Origin of the sequence: Streptomyces chilikensis (assembly GCF_001642695.1) — a bacterium.
GTDB lineage: Bacteria > Actinomycetota > Actinomycetes > Streptomycetales > Streptomycetaceae > Streptomyces > Streptomyces chilikensis.
The window spans coordinates 1,218,371-1,238,889 of the sequence record NZ_LWCC02000005.1 but is presented as its reverse complement, the minus strand read 5'-3'; the positions used below and the strand labels follow the sequence as shown (position 1 = coordinate 1,238,889).

Annotated in this window: 18 protein-coding genes; 11 read left to right on the top strand and 7 right to left on the bottom strand. The window is 74.0% G+C overall.

The window, feature by feature from the left end; translation table 11 throughout:
* Positions 1-39: 39 nt before the first annotated feature.
* Complete coding sequence (locus tag A2U95_RS05535) at positions 40-570, bottom strand: SRPBCC family protein (protein WP_166021096.1); 531 nt, start codon at positions 568-570, stop codon at positions 40-42.
* Positions 571-689: 119 nt separating this feature from the next.
* Positions 690-1,616 (bottom strand): ketopantoate reductase family protein, encoded by a 927-nt coding sequence (locus A2U95_RS05530; protein WP_166021095.1) that lies wholly within the window; start codon positions 1,614-1,616, stop codon positions 690-692.
* A gap of 256 nt (positions 1,617-1,872) precedes the next feature.
* Between A2U95_RS05530 and A2U95_RS33725 the strand changes: the two genes are divergently transcribed.
* From A2U95_RS33725 to A2U95_RS05515, 3 genes are read left to right on the top strand one after another with little or no spacing between them, the layout of a single operon-like run.
* Positions 1,873-2,085, top strand: coding sequence for an ATP-binding cassette domain-containing protein (locus A2U95_RS33725; protein ID WP_420856965.1), 213 nt, complete (start codon positions 1,873-1,875; stop codon positions 2,083-2,085).
* A gap of 5 nt (positions 2,086-2,090) precedes the next feature.
* A complete protein-coding gene (locus A2U95_RS05520) occupies positions 2,091-2,630 on the top strand; it encodes an LOG family protein (protein ID WP_166021093.1) in 540 nt (179 codons plus the stop codon).
* A gap of 7 nt (positions 2,631-2,637) precedes the next feature.
* Positions 2,638-3,336 (top strand): SDR family oxidoreductase, encoded by a 699-nt coding sequence (locus A2U95_RS05515; RefSeq protein WP_166021092.1) that lies wholly within the window; start codon positions 2,638-2,640, stop codon positions 3,334-3,336.
* Here the strand turns inward: A2U95_RS05515 and A2U95_RS05510 are convergent.
* The 5 genes from A2U95_RS05510 to A2U95_RS05490 form a co-directional block, all read right to left on the bottom strand.
* A complete protein-coding gene (locus tag A2U95_RS05510) occupies positions 3,314-4,009 on the bottom strand; it encodes a hypothetical protein (RefSeq protein ID WP_166021091.1) in 696 nt (231 codons plus the stop codon). The two genes, A2U95_RS05515 and A2U95_RS05510, sit on opposite strands and share 23 nt — an antisense overlap.
* Positions 4,006-5,580, bottom strand: coding sequence for a sensor histidine kinase (locus tag A2U95_RS05505; protein ID WP_166021090.1), 1,575 nt, complete (start codon positions 5,578-5,580; stop codon positions 4,006-4,008). The genes A2U95_RS05510 and A2U95_RS05505 overlap by 4 nt, the downstream gene beginning before the upstream one ends.
* A complete protein-coding gene (locus A2U95_RS05500) occupies positions 5,577-6,260 on the bottom strand; it encodes a response regulator transcription factor (RefSeq protein WP_166021089.1) in 684 nt (227 codons plus the stop codon). The genes A2U95_RS05505 and A2U95_RS05500 overlap by 4 nt, the downstream gene beginning before the upstream one ends.
* Positions 6,261-6,328: 68 nt before the next feature.
* A complete protein-coding gene (gene murJ, locus A2U95_RS05495; RefSeq protein ID WP_240957424.1) occupies positions 6,329-7,936 on the bottom strand; it encodes a murein biosynthesis integral membrane protein MurJ in 1,608 nt (535 codons plus the stop codon).
* Between the two features lie 62 nt (positions 7,937-7,998).
* Positions 7,999-9,171, bottom strand: a complete 1,173-nt coding sequence (locus A2U95_RS05490) for a lipid II:glycine glycyltransferase FemX (RefSeq protein ID WP_420856964.1) — start codon at positions 9,169-9,171, stop codon at positions 7,999-8,001.
* Positions 9,172-9,361: 190 nt separating this feature from the next.
* Here A2U95_RS05490 and A2U95_RS05485 point away from each other — a divergent pair, with 190 nt between their 5' ends.
* The 8 genes from A2U95_RS05485 (at position 9,362) to gatB (ending at position 20,477) form a co-directional block, all read left to right on the top strand.
* Positions 9,362-10,552: a L,D-transpeptidase gene (locus tag A2U95_RS05485; RefSeq protein ID WP_240957208.1), complete on the top strand. Its 1,191-nt coding sequence runs from the start codon at positions 9,362-9,364 to the stop codon at positions 10,550-10,552.
* Positions 10,553-10,662: 110 nt separating this feature from the next.
* On the top strand, positions 10,663-11,667 hold the full coding sequence (locus A2U95_RS05480) for a methionine synthase (protein WP_166021086.1): 1,005 nt from the start codon (positions 10,663-10,665) through the stop codon (positions 11,665-11,667).
* Positions 11,668-11,681: 14 nt separating this feature from the next.
* Entirely contained in the window at positions 11,682-13,940 is a 2,259-nt protein-coding gene (gene ligA / locus A2U95_RS05475) for an NAD-dependent DNA ligase LigA (protein ID WP_166021085.1), read from the top strand.
* Between the two features lie 324 nt (positions 13,941-14,264).
* Positions 14,265-16,598: a putative bifunctional diguanylate cyclase/phosphodiesterase gene (locus tag A2U95_RS05470; RefSeq protein WP_166021084.1), complete on the top strand. Its 2,334-nt coding sequence runs from the start codon at positions 14,265-14,267 to the stop codon at positions 16,596-16,598.
* Positions 16,599-16,915: 317 nt separating this feature from the next.
* A complete protein-coding gene (gatC, locus tag A2U95_RS05465) occupies positions 16,916-17,215 on the top strand; it encodes an Asp-tRNA(Asn)/Glu-tRNA(Gln) amidotransferase subunit GatC (RefSeq protein ID WP_108954271.1) in 300 nt (99 codons plus the stop codon).
* Positions 17,216-17,217: 2 nt separating this feature from the next.
* Complete coding sequence (gatA, locus tag A2U95_RS05460) at positions 17,218-18,711, top strand: Asp-tRNA(Asn)/Glu-tRNA(Gln) amidotransferase subunit GatA (RefSeq protein WP_166021083.1); 1,494 nt, start codon at positions 17,218-17,220, stop codon at positions 18,709-18,711.
* Complete coding sequence (locus A2U95_RS05455; RefSeq protein ID WP_166021082.1) at positions 18,708-18,947, top strand: hypothetical protein; 240 nt, start codon at positions 18,708-18,710, stop codon at positions 18,945-18,947. The genes gatA and A2U95_RS05455 overlap by 4 nt, the downstream gene beginning before the upstream one ends.
* A 15-nt stretch (positions 18,948-18,962) precedes the next feature.
* Complete coding sequence (gene gatB / locus A2U95_RS05450) at positions 18,963-20,477, top strand: Asp-tRNA(Asn)/Glu-tRNA(Gln) amidotransferase subunit GatB (RefSeq protein WP_166021081.1); 1,515 nt, start codon at positions 18,963-18,965, stop codon at positions 20,475-20,477.
* Positions 20,478-20,519 lie beyond the last annotated feature (42 nt).

The following is a 20,519-nucleotide window of genomic DNA, read 5'->3' as shown; positions in this document are numbered from 1 at the left end:
CGGTGCGGCGGGGAGGCGCCGGCCTCCCCGCCGCACCGCTCACCCCGCCTTCTCCGCGGTCTCCTTGACCGCCCCCAACGTCGCGTCCATGCCCTCGCCCAGCTCGCGGAGGCGGTACGCGATCACGGACTCCTCCTTGTCCGGCATCCTGGCGATCACCGCGGTGAGCCCCGAGGGGCCCGGGCCGAGCACCGCCGACTGACGGAGCAGGGTGCCGCCCTCGATCGGCGTGAGACTGAACGACCAGGTGGCCATCCGCCGCTCCAGCGCCTCGGCCGGGTCGCCGAAACGGCCGTCCACGTCCAGGACGGCCCAGGTGAGCCGACGCTCGGGCTCGAACTCCGTGATGTGGGCCAGGGTGCGGCCCTTGCCCGCCAACGGGTGTTCGTTGTGGCCCAGGTACCGCGCGCCGAGGCTCGGACCGGTCGCCCCGTCGAGCCACTCGGTGCGCATCAACTCCGGGCTGCCCTTGGCCAGTTCCTCCACGTCGCTGATCACGGCCCACACCCGGGCGGGTTCCGCCGCGACGATGACCTCGCGCTCGGTGGAAGGTCCGTCGGAATAGCGCACGTCGTCCCCCAGTTCCGGGACACGGTCGCTCGCCGGCCCCGTGGGGCGATGCTAGACCTGGCAACAGGGCGCGGAGCGTGTGCGGTCGGCCACACGGAACCCCGCGGCCGGGTCCGGGATCACGCCCCCGTGCCGTACCGCTGCGCGACCTCCTCCACCAGCCGCGCCGTGACCGGCGCGGCCACCCCCTCGCGCCCGGCGGCCCGCAGGACGGCGCCCCCGACGGCGTCCAGCTCCAGCGCCCTGCCCGCCTCGGCGTCCCGCCGCATGGAGGACAGCATCCCGGGCGGGCAGGCGTCGTACATCGCGAGGCTCCTCGCCGGGTCCAGCGGCGCCCCGCAGGCGGCGGCCACCGCGGCGATCTCCTCGGTGAGCGCCACCAGCTCCTCCCGGTGCACGGTGCGCACCCCCTCCGCGTCGGTCCCGTACCGGGTGGTGAGCAGCGCGAACGGGGCGAGGAAGGCCAGCTTCGACCACAGCGCCGCGGCCTCGGAGGAGGCGATCCGCGTCCGCACCCCCGCGGAGGACAACAGCTCCGCCACCGGGCCGAGCACCGGCTCGGGGAGCCCGGCCAGGTCGACCTCGCAGAACGGGCTGCCGTGCTCCACGACACCCGGCGCGACCCGGGTCGCCTCGACCCGGATCACCCCCGCGGCCACCCGCCCGGCGCCGTAGCGGCCGCGCAGCGCCTCGACGTGCTCCACACCGTTGAGCAGCGGCACCACCACCGTGTCCGGTCCCACCGCCCCCTGCGGCAACCGCTCCAGCGCGGCCTCCAGCGACGTCTGCTTGACGGCCACGACGCACAGGCCGACCGGTTCGCGCAGCCCGGTGTCCGCCTCCACCGCGGCCGTGAAGTTCCCGAACGCCGCGCTGCGGACGGTGACGCCCCGCTCCCGCAGCACCGCCGCGGTCTCCTCGCGGGCCAGGCAGACCACCCGGTGTCCCGCCCGGGACAGCAGGGCGGCGAGCAGCCCGCCGACGCCGCCCGGTCCGAGCACCGCGACGGTGGCGGGGGCGGTGGACGCCGAGGTGGGGGACGTCATGGTGGAGTTCCTTCCGGGCCGGGGGACGGGCCCCCTCCGGGGTCCCACCGAGATGATCAGCTCTCCCCGGCCCGTGGGCAAGGCCGGGAAGCCGTCCCGAAGGCCGGGGGAGGGCGTGGGGCCACTCCTCCGGTTCCGGTGTCCCCGGGCGGCCCGCGGGGATCGCCCCTGGAGTGCGGGCCATGACGACTACGCGGGGGCGGACGCCGGTTGTGGCGTTCAGGGGGCCGTCAAGGAGCACGGCGCCGTCCGGGCGGTGGACGGGCTCGACCTGGAGTTCGCCGCGGGGGAGCGGGTCGCCCTGCCGGGCCGCAACGGCGCGGGGAAGTCCACCTCGATCGCCCTGATGCCGGGGCCGGAGGAACCGACCGCGGGCACCACCGGGCGGGACGGCGGGACCGACCCCGCGGCGGTCCGGCCGGCCGGCCGGGGGACCACCGCGGCGGCCCCGGACGACCGAGTACGGTGAGCGGCATGAACATCTGCGTCTTCCTCTCGGCCGCCGACCTCGACGAGAAGTACACCCGGCCCGCCCGGGAGTTCGCCGAGCTCATCGGCCGGGGCGGGCACACCCTCGTGTGGGGCGGGTCCGACTCCGGGCTGATGAAGGTGGTCGCGGACGGCGTGGAGGCGTCCGGCGGAGGCCTGTACGGCGTCTCGGTGGACTTCCTGTCGGCGAAGGCCCGGCCCGGCCTCGACACCATGGTCGTCGCCAAGGACCTGGGCGAGCGCAAGCGGCTGATGCTGGAGCGCGCCGACGCCGTGGTGATCATGGTGGGCGGCACCGGCACGCTGGACGAGGCCACCGAGATCATGGAGCTCAAGAAGCACGGGCACACCGAGATGCCGATCGTGCTGCTCAACACCGCCGGGTTCTACGACGGGCTGCACCAGCAGTTCCTGCGGATGGAGGCCGAGGGCTTCCTGTTCCGGCCGCTCACCGAGATGATCTTCTTCGCGGAGGAGCCGCTGGGGGCCATGGCCTACCTGGAGGAGAGCTTCGGCCTCGCCTGATGCGACCATGAGGCGCATGGCAACTCATGTGATCACCGGCGCCGGCTCCGGCATCGGCGCCGCCGTCGCCCGCAGGCTCCTGGAGCGCGGTGACGAACTCGTCCTGCACGCCCGCGACGCGGGCCGCGCCAAGGAACTCGCGGCCCGTTTCCCCGGGGCGCGGACGCTGGTCGGCGACCTGAACGACCCGGACAGGCTGTCCTGGGCCTTCTCCCACCAGACGCTGCCCGAGCGCGTCGACTCGCTGCTGCACATCGCCGGCGTGGTCGACCTCGGCCCGGTGGGGGAGCTGACCCCCAAGGCGTGGCGCCACCAGCTGAACGTCAACCTGGTCGCCCCCGCCGAACTGACCCGGCACTTCCTGCCGCAGCTGCGGGTGGCCAGGGGACACGTCGTCTTCGTCAACTCCGGCGCCGGACTCAACGCCTCGCCGAACTGGGCGGCGTACGCGGCCTCCAAGCACGGCCTGAAGGCGCTGGCCGACTCACTGCGGCAGGAGGAGCACGGCAACGGGATCCGGGTCACCTCCGTCTACCCCGGCCGCACCGCCACCCCCATGCAGGCCAAGGTCCACCAGCAGGAGGGCAAGGAGTACGACGAGGCCCGCTGGATCGACCCCGAGTCGGTGGCCACCGCCCTCCTGATGGCCCTCGACCTCCCCCGCGACGCCGAGGTCAACGACCTCACCGTCCGCCCCGGCCACTGACCGCCGTCCGCCCCGGCCACTGACCGCCGCCCCCGCGGGCCGCCGCCCGTGCCGCTCCACCGTGCGCCCGGTGCTCCCGCGCCTCGGTCACCGCGGCCCGGCCCGCGCCGGCGGACGCCGTCCCCGCCGGGCCGGCGGGCCCGCACCGGGCGGGAGCACGTGTCCCGTCCGTCCCCCGCAGCGCCACCGGCGCGCTGCCCGCGGCGCGCTCCGCGTACGCCGCCGTGCAGACGAGCTGCCGTTCGGCGCGTTCGCTGAGCCCGTCGAGAGGCGCCGCCAGGTGGAGTTCCAGACTGCCGTCGGACACCGTGACCTCCACCCGGGTCCCCGGACCGGGCAGCGACGGATCGTTGTCCATCCCCGCGCTCCTCTCCGGCGGGACCGGCCCGCCCAGCAGCGCGGAGACCGTCTCCTCGACGGAGGGCGCGGCGGCCCCGGTGCCGTCGGGCCACTGCTGTCCGCCGTCGGCCCCCTCGTAGTCGGCGCTCCGGGACGACGGCATCAGCAGACCGTCCGGGGAGAGGAAGAACAGGATCATCCCGACCTGACGGGCGGGAAGCACGTCGATCGTCGCGCCACCGCCCGCCTCGATGACGTCCGTCTCCTGGATGCCGCACGCGGTGAGCGGGAGCAGTGCCGCGAGCGCGGCGGCCGCACGCAGGCGCGCCCTCATGCCGTGGTTCCCTTCGTGTCCGTGGCGCCGGGCGCGCGGCCCGTTCGCGCCGTCGCCGCGTCCGTGCCGGATCCGTGCGCGTCGTCGTCCGTGCCGGATCCGTCCGTGCCGACGGGCCCGCCGAGCGGGATCTCGACCGTGAGGACGGCACCGCCGCCCGGTCCGTTCGCGGCACGCACGGTGCCGCCGTGCAGCCGGACGTTCTCCTGCGTGATCGCGAGACCGAGGCCGCTGCCCGCCGACCGGGTACGGGCCGCGTCGGCCTTGTAGAACCGGTCGAAGATGTGCGGCAGCACGTCCGGCCGTATGCCGGGCCCGCTGTCGGCGACCTCGGTGACCAGCACGTCCGTCCCGTCGGCGGCCGTCCGGGTGCCCAGGCGCACGGTGACCGGCTCGGAGCCGTGCCGCAGGGCGTTGCCGACGAGGTTGGCGACGACGACGTCGAACCGGCGCGGGTCCAGACGGACCCGGATCCCGTCGGGCAGCTCGGTGCGGACGCGGTCGTTCCAGTGCCGGTGCAGGAGGGTCTTGCGGATCGTCTCCGCGGCGTCGACCTCGTCGGTGTTCAGCTCGGCCGCGCGGGCGTCGAAGCGGGAGATCTCCATCAGGTCCTCCACCAGCACCGCCAGCTTGCCGGTCTCCGCGCTGATCAGCCGTACGGCCCGGGCCGTGTCCGGGTCGAGGCCGTCCGCGTCCTCGTCGAGGACCTCGGTGACGGCGAGCATCCCGGCGAGCGGGGTGCGCAGTTCGTGCGAGACGTCGGAGGCGAACCGGCGGGCGCGGGCCTCGGCCTGCTGCAGTTCGTCGACCGACCTCTCCAGCTCCGCCGCCGACTCGTTGAACGTGCGGGCCAGGTCCGCCAGTTCGTCCCTCCCGGTGACCTTGATCCGCGCGTCGAGCCGGCCGCTGCCCATGGAGCGGGCGGCCCCGCGCAGCTCGCGGACCGGGCGCAGCACGCTGCGCGCGGCGATCAGCGCGGGCACGAGGGCGATGGCGAGGCCGGGCAGGGCGCCGTCGCGGGCGGCGGTGAGCAGGGCGTCGACGCCGGCCTGCTCGGCGCTCATCCGCATCACGGCGAAGAGGACCAGCCCGGTCGGCATGCTGTCGCCCGCGCCGGTCCTCGTCAGGACGGGCACCGCGATCGTGAGGTAGGGGACGCCGTCCTTCACCACCCTCTCGAAGCTGCTGTGCGACGTCGTCAGGGCGGTGCGGCGCAGGCCGGGCGTGATGACGGAGGAGGTGGGACTGGTGCCCGAGGAGATCCGCAGCGAGCCGTACTCGGCGAAGACGATCCACGGGTGCGGCTTCGCCTTGCTCGCGATGGCGTACAGCAGTTCGCGCAGTATCTCCGGCTCGACGGGCAGCGAGGGCGCGAGCGTCCCCACCTGTTCGCGGAAGGAGGCGACCGCGGTGTCCTGGGCGCTGACGAGGACGGCGTTGCGTGCCTCGCGGTAGGTGAGGGCCGCGGTCGTCCCCGCGCTGACGGCGGCGACCAGCAGGAACGCCAGGACGAGTCGTGTGCGCAGCCCGAAGGGGGAGATCCGGCGCGGGCGCGTGCGGGCGGCGGTCACAGGGGTCCGAAACGGTAGCCGAAGCCCCGCAGGGTCTGTATGTAGCGGGGGCTGCCGGGGGTGTCCTCGATCTTGTTGCGCAGCCTGCGGACGCAGGCGTCGACGAGGCGGGCGTCGCCGTGGTAGCTGTGCTCCCACACGTGCTCGAGCAGCTGCTGCCGGCTGAACACCTGCCCCGGCGCCGCGGTCAGGTGGAGCAGCAGCTTCATCTCGGAGGGGGCCAGGGCGAGGCGTTCACCGGACTTGGCGACGGTGAGGCCGGCGCGGTCGACGGCGAGGTCCCCGTGGAACTCGACGGCGGGCCGGCCGCCGCCCGGGGCCTCCAGCCTGCGCAGCACGGCCCGGATGCGCGCCTCGATCACCTCGGTGCGGGCCGGTTTGACGATGTAGTCGTCGGCGCCGGCCTCGAGGCCGACGACGACGTCGAAGTCGTCGCCGCGGGCGGTGAGCATGATGATGGGCAGCTGGCTGTCCTCCCGTACCCGGCGGCAGACCTGGACCCCGTTCATGCCGGGCAGCATCAGGTCCAGCAGGAGCAGGTCGGGCCGGAACTCGCGGAGCGCGGCCAGGCCGGCCTCTCCGGTGGCGGCCGTGCGGACCTCGTGGCCGCGGCGGCGCAGTCCCAGCTCGACGCCCTCGCGCACGGAGGGGTCGTCTTCGATCAGGAGCACGCGGGGCATGGTCGGGGTATCCCTGGGGGTCGGAGACGGGCGGGTTCGTTCGGGAAGGTTCACGGTTCCGGGGGACCTCACGAGCGGCGGCGGAGCCGGGCGGCCGCGCCGGTGACGAGGGCGTCGACCTCGGCGAGGCGCAGGGGGCGGGCGAGCACGGCGAAGACGGCGGCGATCACCAGTGCGCCGGCTCCGGCGGCGACGGCCGGCCCGGCGGGGAGCGACCAGCGGGCGGCGCCGAGGCCGAACAGGGTGGCGGGCACGGCCGCGACGAGCAGCCCGGCCTGGGAGGCGACGGTGGCGGAACGCCACGGCCGGGGGCCGCGCCGTCGGGCGCCCGGCGGGTCCGCGGGGTCCTCACGAGGCGTCAGCCGGCGGTGCAGCACCAGGGCGGTGACGGCCCAGCCGGTGAACAGCGCCAGCGAGTAGGCACCCGCCATGCCGGTCACGGCCCAGCGCGCCGGAAGCAGCTGGTACGCCGTCCACGCCAGGCCCGCGTTGAGGCCGGCGACCACCAGGTTCAGCAGGAAGGGGGTGCGGGTGTCGGACAGGGCGTAGAAGGAGCGGGACAGCACGTACTGGCCGGAGAAGGCGATCAGTCCGGGGGCGAAGGCCATCAGGATGCCCGCGAGCACGGCGATGTCCTCCGGACCGGTCCTGCCGTGCCGGAAGACCAGCGTCGTCACCGGGTGCGCCAGGGCGAACAGCGCGCACGCGGCGGGCACGACGGCGGCTCCGCTCGTGCGCAGCGCGTGACCCGCGTCCCGGCGGACCGCCGCCGTGTCGCCGTCGGCCGCCGACCGGCTCATCCGCGGCATCAGCGCCGTCATCAGGGAGACCGTGACGATGCCGTGCGGCACCATCCACAGCGTGTAGGCGTTGTTGTAGGCGCTGAACCCCGCGCCCTCGACGTGCTCGGCGGCGGCGCGGGCACCGGCGGACGTCGCGAGCCTGGTGGTGACCCAGTAGGCGGCCTGGTTGCTGAGCACCAGCAGCACCAGCCAGCCCGCGGAGCGCAGCGGACGGGTCAGACCGCTGCCGCGCCAGTCGAACCGGGGCCGGTAGCGGAAACCGGCGGCCCGCAGCGACGGCAGCAGCGCGAGCGCCTGGACGACGATGCCGGCCGTGGTGCCCCACCCGAGCAGTGCCCTTTCCCCCGCGGTGAGCGTCCCGCCCGCGCCGGTCACCAGGTAGAGGCCGAACACCGCGACGACGACGACGTTGTTCAGGACCGGCGTCCACATCATCGCCCCGAAGCGGCCCCGCGCGTTGAGCACCTGCCCCAGCAGCGTGAACAGGCCGAGGAAGAAGATCTGGGGCAGGCAGTACCGGGCGAACGCCACCGTCATGCCGTGCTGCTGCGGCGGGTAGTCCGAGTAGAACCCGACGATCGCCGGCGCCGCCCACACCGCCGCCCCCGTCAGCACGAGCAGCGCCAGGACGCACGCCGTGAGCAGCCGGTCGGTGTAGGCCGCGCCCCCGTCCGCGTGGTCCTTCGCGGCCCTGACCAGCTCCGGCACGAAGACGGCGTTGAGCGCCCCGCCGAGCAGCAGGACGTAGACGATGGTCGGGACCGAGTTGGCCACCGCGTAGCCGTCGGCGACGATCCCGAGGCCGAGCGCCGAGGCGACGACCGCGGACCGCAGGAACCCGGTGGCGCGGGAGACGACCGACCCGGCGGCCATGATCGCGCCGCTGCGCAGCGCGGACGGCGGTTTCGTCCTCGGCCCGGCCTCGGCGGTGGCGCTCACCGGCGCGCCAGATAGGTCTGGAACGCGCGGTACAGCGCGTGGTTGGCCGTACCGTCCATCGGTCTCTCCCATTCCCCCAGGGTCTCGACGACCTCGCCACCGGTGCCGAGCTTCCAGCGCAACAGCCCGTACGGACGGTCACCGGGGTCGAGGGTGGAGGGTACCCCGCGCATGTCGTACACGTCGGCGCCGAGGGCGTGGGCGTCGAGCAGCATGCGCCACTGCAGCAGGTTGGAGGGCCGGACCTCGCGGCGGTGGTCGGCGGAGGCACCGGTCTGGTACCAGACCCGGCGGCCGACGCGGATCATGGTGTGGGCGGCGAGGACCTCGCCCTCGTGCCGGGCCAGGTAGAGCCGCATGCGGCCCGGCTCCTCGGCGTTGAGGGCCGCGTACTGCCGTTCGTAGTACCGCAGGGACCGCCCGAGGCGGAACCCGTCGCGCTCCTCGGTGACGCGCAGCAGCCGGTAGAACTCCGGCAGGTCGGCCGCGGTGCCGACGACCACCTCGACGCCCGACCTCTGCGCCCGGCGGACGTTGCGCCGCCACTCCTGGCTGAGTCCGGACCACAGGTCGTCCGGCGTGCGCCCGGTGAGCGGTATGCGGAAGACGTGGCGCGGCTGCGCGTCCCCGTCGTCCTCACCGCCGCACCGGCTCCAGCCGCGGGCCCGCAGCCGCTCGGCGACGGCGGCGCCCAGCGGGTCCACCTCGCTGGCGAGCACGTCGGAGAGCCTGCGGCCCGGTCCGGTCGCCGACTTCAGGCGCGCCGCGCTCCAGCGGCGGTACGCGGGCGAGGGGCCGATCCGCACGGCGAACACCCCCGACGCGCGCAGGTGCCTCAGCAGCGGGCCGAGCCAGCCGTCGATGCCGGGGTCGGCCCAGTCGGCGACCGGACCTTCCGGCAGGTAGGCGAAGTACTTGCGGGTTCCCGGCAGTTGGCGCAGAAGGACGAGAGCGACCCCGGAGAGCCGGCCGGCCGCCGGATCGGGTCCCCAGCCGACCGTCCGGGCACCCCAGCCTTCCTTGACCTGCGCCCAGGAAGGGCACTGCAGGAACCCGGCACCCAGTTCCGAGCCCGCCTCCGAGGAGAGGAACGAACGGTAGGTCTCGGCGCTGACGGGCCCCAGCGGTGTTTCCCGGCCGCGGCCGGCCGTCACGAGCATCGCTGACACGGTGTGAGCCTCTCTGTGGGGATGCGGAGGATGCTCACAGCCGTCCGTGACCGCTCCGCGCGGCGAATGTGACCGGACCATGACCATTGCTCCGCAGTCGCCGTCACACGGCCCGCACCACCGCTCACCTGCGTGTCCTCGGCCCTACAGTCGCCGTATCCCACCCGAACCACCATGGACGGAGGCTCCGTTGAGCCAGATACGTGTGCGCACCGCGGCGGTGGCGGTGCTGCTGGCGCCACTCGCCGCCTGCTCCGCCGGAGCAGGGCCGAGCGGTGCGGCGGAGGACGCCAGGGGCGGCACCCGGGCCGCGCAGGACCGCCCCGCGACGGTGACGGTGACGCCGGAGGGCGACGGCGTACGGGCCGGTGGCACGGTGCGGGTCACCGCTGCGGGCGGCACGCTCACCTCGGTCAGGGTGACCGACGGCGAGGGCCGCGAACTCGCCGGCGAGGTCACCGCCGGCGGCACGAGGTGGGCCTCGGAGCGCAAGGCGGTCCCCGGCACCTCGTACACGGTCACCGCCGCGACCACGACGAAGGGCGGCACGAGGAGCACCGCCACGTCCGTGTTCACCACGGCCGGGGCCGACAAGGTCAACAAGGTGGACTGGCGGCCCGGCGCGAACACCACCGTCGGCATCGCCCAGCCGGTCTCCCTCGTCTTCGACCACCCGGTCACCGACAAGGCCGCCGTCGAGCGGCAGTTGAAGCTCACCACCTCGAACGGCACCGAGGGCTCCTGGGCCTGGCTGGAGGACCACTCCGGCCGCGACCGGATCGACTGGCGCCCCAGGCGGTACTGGAAGCCCGGCACGGAGGTCACCCTCGAGGCCGAGCTGAACGGCACCGACTCCGGCGAGGGCGGCTGGTTCGTCCGCGACTACACCACCCGCTTCACCGTCGGGGCGGACCAGGTCGTCAAGGTCGACCTCGACAGGAAGCGGCTCACCCTGGAGCGGAACGGGAAGGCGGTCCGCACGATCCCGGTCTCCGGCGGCACCCCGGGAGGCGACAAGCGCTCCTGGCGCGGCACGGCGGTGCTGATGGCGAAGGAGGGCACGATCAACATGAACTCCGAGACGGTCGGGCTCGGCGGCGCCTACGACAAGATGGTCGACAAGTCGATGCGGCTGACCTGGTCCGGCATGTACGCCCACGCCGCGCCGTGGAACGACAGGTGGTTCGGCAGGGCCAACAGGAGTTCGGGATGCATCGGCATGAGCGACGCGGACGCCGCCTGGTTCTACGACCAGGTCCGCCCGGGCGACCCGTTCGAGATCAAGGGCAAGGACACCAAGGGCGTCGTCGCACCGGGCAACGGCTTCGGCGCCTGGAACGTGCCGTGGGCCGAGTGGCGGGCGAAGAGCGCGCTCGGCTGACGTCCGGCCGCCCGGAGGCCGGCGGCACGCCGGCGTCGCCGCGCCGTGCGGGTGCGCGCCGCGGCGGCCCCCTGCCGCCGCGGCCCCGGCCGCTTCCGTACGCTTCCGGGGTGAGCGAAAAGCGCAGGTTCAACTTCGGAGCCGCCACCGGGATCGGCTCCCTCCCCGGCGAGGACGCCCAGGAGGCCGCGAGGACCGCCGTCGGGTCGTTCGAGACGTTCGCCTTCCTCCCCGAGCTCCCCGCCCGGGGACCCGGCGCGGACATGATCGGCCGCACCGCCGGGCTCCTGGTCGAGATGTACGCCCGGGTCGAGCCCAGCGGCTGGCGCCTCGGCGACCGCCCCGGCCGCGACACCCGCCGCGCCCACTCCTGGCTGCGGCAGGACCTCGACGCCCTCGAGGAGCACACCCAGGGCTACCAGGGCCAGTTGAAGGTGCAGGCCGTCGGCCCGTGGACGCTCGCCGCCGCGCTGGAGCTGCGGAACGGCGAGGCCGTCCTCTCCGACCCCGGCGCCTCCCGCGACCTGACCGGCTCCCTCGCCGAGGGGCTGCGCGACCACCTCGCCGAGCTGGGCCGCCGCGTCCCCGGCGCCGAGATCGTGCTCCAGCTCGACGAGCCCTCCCTCACCGCCGTGCTCCGCGGCCAGGTGCGGACCGCCAGCGGCTACCGCACCCACCGTGCCGTCGACCGGCAGGTCGTGGAGGCGGGCCTGCGCGAGGCGATCGGGGTCCACGACGGTCCGGTGGTCGTCCACTCCTGCGCGCCCGACGTCCCCTTCGCCCTGCTGCGCCGCTCCGGCGTCGCCGCCGTGTCGTTCGACTTCTCCCTCCTCACCGAGCGTGACGACGAGGTGATCGGCGAGGCCGTCGAGGACGGCCTGCGGCTCTTCGCCGGAGTCGTGCCGGGCACCGACGCCCCGTTGTCCGACCCTGCCGGTAGCGTCATGGGGGTCAGGACGCTCTGGCGCAGGCTGGGGCTGCACCCGGGTCTCCTCCCGGAGGCGGTCACGATCACGCCGGCGTGCGGACTCGCGGGGGCCACCCCGGGGTACGCGCGCAAGGCACTCGCACAGTGCGTCCGGGCCGCGACATCGCTCGCGGACAACCCTGAGTGACGGGAGGACCGACAGTGGCCGGCGACGAGCAGGCGAACACGGCGGGAAGCGCGGCGGACAGCACGGTGCCCAGCGAGGCGCGGGACCGGCACGCGCAGCTGGCCGAGCAGATCGAGGAGCACCGCTTCCGCTACTACGTGAAGGACGCTCCCGTCATCAGCGACGCGGACTTCGACAGGCTGCTGCGCGACCTCGAGGCGATGGAGGAGGAGCACCCCGAGCTGCGCACGCCCGACTCGCCGACCCAGAAGGTCGCCGGGGCGTACGAGACGGAGTTCACCGCGGTCCGGCACCGCGAGCGGATGCTCTCCCTGGACAACGCCTTCGACGACGGGGAGCTGGCCGCCTGGGCGGAGCGCGTCGCCAAGGAGATCGGCGCCTCCGCGCACCACTTCCTCTGCGAGCTCAAGGTCGACGGCCTCGCCGTCAACCTCACCTACGAGCACGGCCGCCTCACCCGCGCCGCCACCCGCGGCGACGGCCGCACCGGTGAGGACATCACGCCCAACGTGCGGACCATCGCCGAGATCCCCCACCGGCTGCACGGGGACGACGTCCCCGACCTGGTGGAGATCCGCGGCGAGGTCTACTTCCCGATGGAGAAGTTCGAGGAGCTCAACGCCCGCCTGGTCGCGGCCGGCGACAAGCCCTTCGCCAACCCGCGCAACGCCGCCGCCGGTTCGCTGCGCCAGAAGGACCCCAGGGTCACCGCCACCCGCCCGCTGCACATGGTGGTGCACGGCATCGGAGCGCTGGAGGGCTACCGGGGAGGCGGGATGGCCCGGCTCTCCGAGGCCTACGGCCTGCTGCGCTCCTGGGGCCTGCCCACCGCCCGGCACAACCGGGTGGTCGACGACCTCCAGGGGGTGCGCGACTTCATCGCCCACTTCGGCGAGCACCGCCACTCCGTGGAGCACGAGATCGACGGCGTGGTCGTCAAGCTGGACGAGATCCCGCTCCAGGGCCGCCTCGGCTCCACCTCCCGCGCGCCGCGCTGGGCGATCGCCTGGAAGTACGCGCCCGAAGAGGTCAACACCAAACTCGTCAACATCCGCGTGGGCGTCGGCCGCACCGGCCGGGTGACGCCGTACGCGCAGGTCGAACCGGTCACCGTGGCCGGCTCCGAGGTCGAGTTCGCCACCCTGCACAACCAGGAGGTCGTCAAGGCCAAGGGCGTCCTCATCGGCGACACGGTGGTGCTGCGCAAGGCCGGCGACGTCATCCCGGAGATCCTCGGCCCGGTCGCCGACCTGCGGGACGGCAGCGAGCGGGAGTTCGTGATGCCCGCCGAGTGCCCCGAGTGCGGCACGGCGCTGCGGCCCATGAAGGAGGGGGACATCGACCTGCGGTGTCCCAACGCCCGCAGCTGCCCGGCCCAGTTGAGGGAGCGCCTCTTCTACCTGGGCGGCCGCAAGGCGCTCGACATCGAGCACTTCGGCTACGTGTCCGCCACCGCGCTCACCCAGCCGCTGGAACCCTCCGAGCCGCCGCTGCGCGACGAGGGGGACCTCTTCGACCTCACCATCGAGCAGCTGCTGCCCATCAAGGCGTACGTCCTGGACAAGGACAGCGGACTGCCCAAGCGGGATCCGAAGACCGGCGAGGACAAGATCGCCACCCCCTTCGCCAACCAGCAGGGCGAGCCGCGCAAGAACGCTCTCGCCATGCTGGAGAACATCGCCGCCGCCAAGGACCGCCCGCTGGCCCGGATCCTCACCAGCCTCTCCATCCGCCACGTCGGACCGGTCGCCGCCGAGGCGCTGGCCCGCGAGTTCCGCTCGATGGAGCGCATCGAGGCCGCCACCGAGGAGGAGCTGGCCGCCACCGAGGGCGTCGGCCCGATCATCGCCGCCTCGCTCAAGGAGTGGTTCGCCGAGGACTGGCACCAGGAGATCCTCCGCAAGTGGCGCGCGGCCGGCGTCCGCACGGAGGACGAGGCCACCGGCGGGGACGAGGGCCCGCGCCCGCTGGAGGGCCTGACCGTCGTGGTCACCGGGACGCTCACCGGGTACACCCGGGACGGGGCCAAGGAGGCCCTGGTGGGCCGGGGCGCCAAGGTGACGGGGTCGGTGTCGAGGAAGACGTCGTTCGTGGTGGTCGGCGACAACCCCGGCTCCAAGTACGACAAGGCGATGCAGCTCAAGGTCCCGGTGCTCGACGAGGACGGTCTCGGCGTCCTGCTGGAACGGGGCCCGGACGCCGCCCTGGAGGCCGCCCTGCCCGCCGAAGGAGCCGCCGGAGGCGCCGACGCGGACGAGGAGCAGGTCGGATAGCGGGCCGGGCGGGGGCACGGGCCGGCGGCGGCACCGGCCCCGCCCCGGTCACCCGCGCGGAGCACCCGCCCGCAGGACCCGGCCTTCGCGGACGAAGCGGGCCTTCCGGTCGGGCCGGGGCGTATGCGGGTAACCGCGGGTGGCCGCTGCCCAGAAGGCCGTCGGCCGCCTACTGTTGGGGTGTTGCACCGACCGCTCACCGGCGTCGGGGCACGCCCCCGCTGCGGGAACCGCCGCGGAGCAGATGTCACGGACACGCGCGGCCACGAGGTTGGCGCATCGGCCGCGCGGCGCGGGCACCGCCGGCCGTGAGAGGGACGGGGTATGGAACCGACCGAGAACGCCGCGTCGGGGCCCCGGCTGCGCGCACGCCTGTCCGGCGCCCTGCGACGGTCGTTCTCCCGGCTCGTCCCCGCCCGCCGTCCCGACGTGCCCGGGTACCCCAGCTTCCACGACGTCGGCTTCCACGACACCGGCTTCCACCTCCCCGGCCGGCCGGCCTCCGGACGCGGGCCGGAATCCGTCCCGCTCCCGTGGAAACGCGCCGCCGCGGACCCCGCGGCCCGCCCGGCCGGCCTCCTCGCCCTGCCCGTCCCCTCGCCGCGCGCCGACGGGGGAGAGGACGGCGACCGGCAGATGCTCACCTGGCCGGTGCTGCCCGTGGTGGTCGTCGCCGCCGCCGGATTCGTCCTGGGCGCCGGCTTCTACCGGGCCCTGTCCGGACCGCACGCGCTCTTCCCGCCCGGTACCGTCGGCTGGTCCCTGGCCCTGCTCACCGGGGTGATCGTGGGGCACCTGGTGCTGCTCGGCCGGACCCGCTGGTGGGGCGGCACCGGCTCCGGCGCCGCCCTCACCCTCGCCGTCCTGCTGCTCTACGGCTGGGTGCCGGCCGGCCTGGTCAGCCTCACCGTCGTGGTGTTCTCCGGCGCCGCCCGGCGGCGCAGCAGGCGCCAGAACCTGCTGTACGGCGCCGTCGACATCCTCGGCATCGCCGTCGGGGCGCTGCTGCTCGCCCTGTTCGGCCGGTTCCCCTCCGTCGAGACGCCGTGGCCGGCGCAGTTCTGGACCGGATCCGTCGCCCCCCAGATCGCGGTGGTGGCGATCGCCTACCTCACCGTCACCCGCGTCCTGCTCTGGTACCTGCAGGCGCCCGGCAGCGACAGCCTGCCGGCCTTCACCCGCACCGACGTCACCCGGCAAGGACTGCTCGCCGCCGCGCTGCTCGGCATCGCCCCGCTGATGTGCGTGGTCGCCTCGGTCCAGCCGATGCTGCTGCCGCTCTTCGCCATCCCGCTGATCGCCCTCGACCGCACCCTGTGGATCGCCCGGGCCCGCGCCGAGGAGCAGCTCCGGGACCCGCTCACCGGCCTGCCCAACCGCCAGTGGCTGCTGGAGCGCGCCTGGAGCGCCCTGGACGACGCCGAGCGGCAGGACGCCCGGACCGGCCTGGTCCTGATCGACCTGGACCGCTTCCGCTCCGTGAACGACACCCTCGGCCACCTCGCGGGCGACCGGCTGCTGGTGCAGATAGCCGACCGGCTGCGGCGCGTCCTGCCCGAGGGCGCGGAGGCCGCCCGGCTCGGCGGCGACGAGTTCGCGGTCCTGCTGCCGCTGACCGACTCCACCACCTCCGCGACCCGGGTGGCGCGCGCCCTGGTGGCCGAACTGGGCTCCCCGCTCGACCTGGACGGACTGACCCTGGTGCTGGAGGCCAGCGCGGGCGTCGCCCTCTACCCCGACCACGCGCCGGACGCCGAAGGGCTGCTGCGGCGGGCCGACGTCGCCATGTACCAGGCCAAGCGGGACCGGACCGGGGTCGAGGCGTACGAGTCCAAGCGGGACTCCAACACCCCCGACCGGCTCGGCCTCCTGGGCGACCTGCGCAGGGCGCTCGACGCCCACGAGGTCCAGCTGCACTACCAGCCCAAGGTGCGCTTCGACGGGCAGGTCGCGGGGCTGGAGGCGCTGGTGCGGTGGGTGCACCCCGAGCGGGGCAAGGTGCCGCCGGACGAGTTCATCGCCATCGCCGAGTCCTCCGGGCTGATGCCCCACCTCACCGAGTACGTGCTGGAGACCGCCCTCGCCCAGGTCGCCAGGTGGCGCGCGCAGGGCCTGATGGTGCCGGTCGCGGTCAACGTCTCGCCGCGCGACGTCCACACCCCCGGGTTCGCCGGCTCCGTGGCCGCGCGCCTGGCCCGGCACGGCGTCCCGACCGGATCTCTCCAGCTGGAGATCACCGAGCACGTGCTGCTAGAGGACCCGCAGCGGGCCGCCGACACGCTGGCCGCGCTCAGCGGCCACGGCGTGAAGATGTCCCTGGACGACTTCGGCACCGGCTACTCCTCGCTGGTCCACCTGCGCAGGCTCCCGGTGAGCGAGCTGAAGATCGACCGCTCCTTCGTGGCGCGCCTCGCCGTGGACCCGCAGGACGCGGAGATCGTCCGCTGCACGCTCGACCTGGCCCACTCGCTGGGCCTGCTGGTCGTCGCCGAGGGCGTCGAGGACGACGAGACCTGGGAACGCCTGCGCGACCTCGGCTGCGACGCCGTCCAGGGCTGGCTGGTCTCCGCGGCGATGCCGGCGGACGAGACCACGGCGTGGCTGCGGACCCGGGGCGCACGGCGCGCACCGGCCGCCCTCGACCCCGGGCGGGGCTGAACGGCGCCGCCCCGGAGCGGCCGCCGTCCCGCGGGTGCCCCGTCCTCCGGGCGGCCGGCCCCCGCGCCCGCGGGACGGCACGCGCGGGAGGCGGGGCCCGCGGGACGGCACGCGCGGGAGGCGGGCCCGTCCCGCGGCGCGTGACGGCCGGTTCCGCGGCGCCCGGGGCCCGGGCGGGGGAAGGGGGCGGGCGGGGGCGGGCCCCGCCCGGCGGAACCCGAAAGGGGGCCCGGGGGAAACCGGTGCGTGGTGAGCCGGCCGCGAGCCATAGGATTGGGTTCCACACCACAGAACTCCAACCCCCAGAGGATCGCTGCATGCCTGGCATCACGCGCGAGGAGGTCGCCCACCTCGCCCGGCTGGCGCGTCTGGAGCTGAAGCCCGAAGAGCTCGACCACTTCGCAGGCCAGCTCGACGACATCATCGGCGCGGTCGCCCGCGTCAGCGAGGTCGCCGACCAAGACGTGCCCCCGACCTCCCACCCGCTCCCGCTGACCAACGTCATGCGGGCGGACGAGGTCCGTCCCTCGCTCACCCCGGAGCAGGCGCTCTCCGGCGCCCCTGCCCAGGAGCAGCAGCGTTTCAAGGTGCCGCAGATCCTGGGTGAGGAGCAGTAGTCATGACCGAGATCATCAAGCTCACCGCGGCCGAGACCGCCGAGCGGATCGCCTCCGGCGAGCTCACGGCCGTCGAGGTGGCCGAGGCCCACCTCGCCCGCATCGAGGCCGTCGACGAGAAGGTCCACGCCTTCCTGCACATCGACCGCGAGGGCGCGCTCGCGCAGGCGCGCGAGGTCGACGCCAAGCGCGAGCGCGGCGAGGAGCTCGGCCCGCTGGCCGGCGTCCCGCTCGCCCTGAAGGACATCTTCACCACCGAGGGCGTCCCGACCACGGTCGGCTCCAAGATCCTCGAGGGCTGGATCCCGCCGTACGACGCCACGCTGGTCAAGCGCCTGAAGGCGGCCGACGTCGTCATCCTCGGCAAGACCAACATGGACGAGTTCGCGATGGGCTCCTCCACCGAGAACAGCGCCTACGGCCCGACCGGCAACCCGTGGGACCTCACCAGGATCCCTGGCGGCTCCGGCGGCGGTTCCTCCGCCGCGCTCGCCGCGTACATGGCGCCGCTGGCCATCGGCACCGACACCGGCGGTTCCATCCGCCAGCCGGCCGCCGTCACCGGCACGGTCGGCGTCAAGCCGACCTACGGCGCGGTCTCCCGCTACGGCATGGTGGCGTTCTCCTCCTCCCTGGACCAGGGCGGCCCCTGCGCCCGCACCGTCCTCGACGCGGCCCTGCTGCACGAGGTGATCGCGGGCCACGACCCGATGGACTCCACCTCCATCGACGCCCCGGTCCCGCCCGTCGTCGAGGCCGCCCGCAACGGCTCGGTGGCCGGCATGCGCGTCGGCGTGGTCAAGCAGTTCCGCGGCGAGGGCTACCAGGCCGGCGTGGTGCAGCGGTTCGAGGAGTCGGTCGAGCTGCTCAAGGAGCTCGGCGCCGAGATCGTCGAGCTGGACTGCCCGTCCTTCGACCTGGCGCTCTCCGCGTACTACCTGATCGCGCCCTCCGAGTGCTCGTCGAACCTGGCCCGCTTCGACGGCCTGCGCTACGGCCTGCGCGTCGGCGACGACGGCACGGCGTCGGCCGAGTCGGTGACCTCGCTCACCCGTGAGGCCGGCTTCGGCGACGAGGTCAAGCGCCGCATCATGCTCGGCACCTACGCGCTCAGCTCCGGCTACTACGACGCCTACTACGGCAGCGCGCAGAAGGTCCGCACGCTGATCACCCGGGACTTCGAGAAGGCCTTCGAGCAGGTCGACGTCATCGTGTCGCCGACCACGCCGACCACCGCCTTCCCGATCGGCGAGCGCGCCGACGACCCGATGGCGATGTACCTGGCCGACCTGTGCACCATCCCGACCAACCTCGCGGGCAACTCGGCCATGTCCCTGCCCTGCGGTCTCGCCCCGGAGGACAACCTCCCGGTCGGTCTGCAGATCATCGCCCCGGCGATGAAGGACGACCGTCTCTACACGGTCGGAGCAGCGGTCGAGGCGGCCTTCGTGGAAAAGTGGGGACACCCGCTCATCGAGGAGGCTCCGTCGCTGTGAACTCGCTGAAGAAGGCCAAGGGCTTCAAGCAGTCCCGCACCGGGACGTACCTGTCCATCGCCACCACCGCCTTCGGCGCGGTGACGGTCGTCAAGCAGATCCGCAAGGCCCGCACCGAGAGCGACACGCTGCGGCTGCTGGACGCCGCCGTCTCCGGCGTCGCCATCGTCACCGGCATCGCCCTCCTGCTGCGCGACCTGAAGCAGCTGGGCGACGACGACGTCCTGCTGGGCTGAGAGGGAAGTTTCACCGTGACCACCACGATCGACCTGGTGTCGTACGAGGACGCCCTGGCGTCCTACGACCCCGTCATGGGCCTCGAGGTCCATGTCGAACTCGGCACCAACACCAAGATGTTCTGCGGCTGTTCGACCGCGCTGGGCGCCGAGCCGAACACCCAGACCTGCCCCACCTGCCTCGGCATGCCCGGCGCCCTCCCGGTCGTCAACGCGACCGGCGTGGAGTCGGCGATCAGGATCGGTCTCGCACTGAACTGCGAGATCGCCGAGTGGTGCCGCTTCGCCCGGAAGAATTACTTCTATCCGGACATGCCGAAGAACTTCCAGACCTCCCAGTACGACGAGCCGATCGCCTTCAACGGCTACCTCGACGTGCAGCTGGAGGACGGGGAGACCTTCCGCGTCGAGATCGAGCGCGCCCACATGGAGGAGGACACCGGCAAGTCGCTGCACGTCGGCGGTGCCACCGGCCGCATCCACGGCGCCTCGCACTCGCTGCTGGACTACAACCGCGCCGGCATCCCGCTGATCGAGATCGTCACCAAGCCGATCACCGGCGCCGGCGAGCGCGCGCCCGAGGTGGCGCGGGCCTACGTGCGCGAGCTGCGCGAGCTCATCCGTGCCCTCGGCGTGTCCGAGGCCCGCATGGAGCAGGGCCAGATGCGCTGCGACGTCAACCTGTCGCTGATGCCGAAGGGCGCCGAGAGGTTCGGCACCCGCAGCGAGACCAAGAACGTCAACTCGCTGCGCTCGGTGGAGCGGGCCGCCCGCTTCGAGATCCAGCGCCACGCGGCGGTGCTGTCCTCCGGCGGCACCATCGTGCAGGAGACCCGCCACTTCCACGAGGACACCGGGTCCACGACCTCGGGCCGCGTGAAGGAGGAGGCGGAGGACTACCGCTACTTCCCGGAGCCGGACCTGGTCCCGGTCGCCCCGTCCCGCGAGTGGGTCGAGGAGATCCGCGCCTCGCTGCCGGAGCTGCCGCTGGCCCGCCGCAACCGGCTGCGCGAGGAGTGGGGCGTGTCGGGCACCGACATGCAGGCCATCCTCAACGCCGGCGCGCTGGAGCTGATCGTCCAGACGATCGAGGCCGGCGCGGACGCCACGTCCGCCCGCAAGTGGTGGATGGGCGAACTGGCCCGCAGCGCCAACGAGGCGGGCGTCGCGCCCGACCGGCTGGCGATCACCCCGGCCCAGGTGGCGCGGGTGTCCGAGCTGGTCGCCAAGGGCGAGCTCAACGACAAGCTGGCCCGCCAGGTGATCGAGGGCGTGCTGGCCGGCGAGGGCACGCCGGACGAGGTCGTGGACAGGCGCGGCCTGAAGGTCGTCTCCGACGAGGGCGCGCTGGGCGCGGCCGTGGACGAGGCGATCGCCGGCAACCCGGGCGTCGCGGACAAGATCCGCGGCGGCAAGGTCGCGGCGGCCGGCGCGCTGGTCGGCGCGGTCATGAAGGCCACCCGCGGCCAGGCCGACGCGGCCCGCGTCAAGGAGCTGATCCTGGAGAAGCTGGGCGTCACCGAGGGCTGAGTCCTCGGAGGACGAACGCGCCGGCGCCCCGGACCGTTGCGG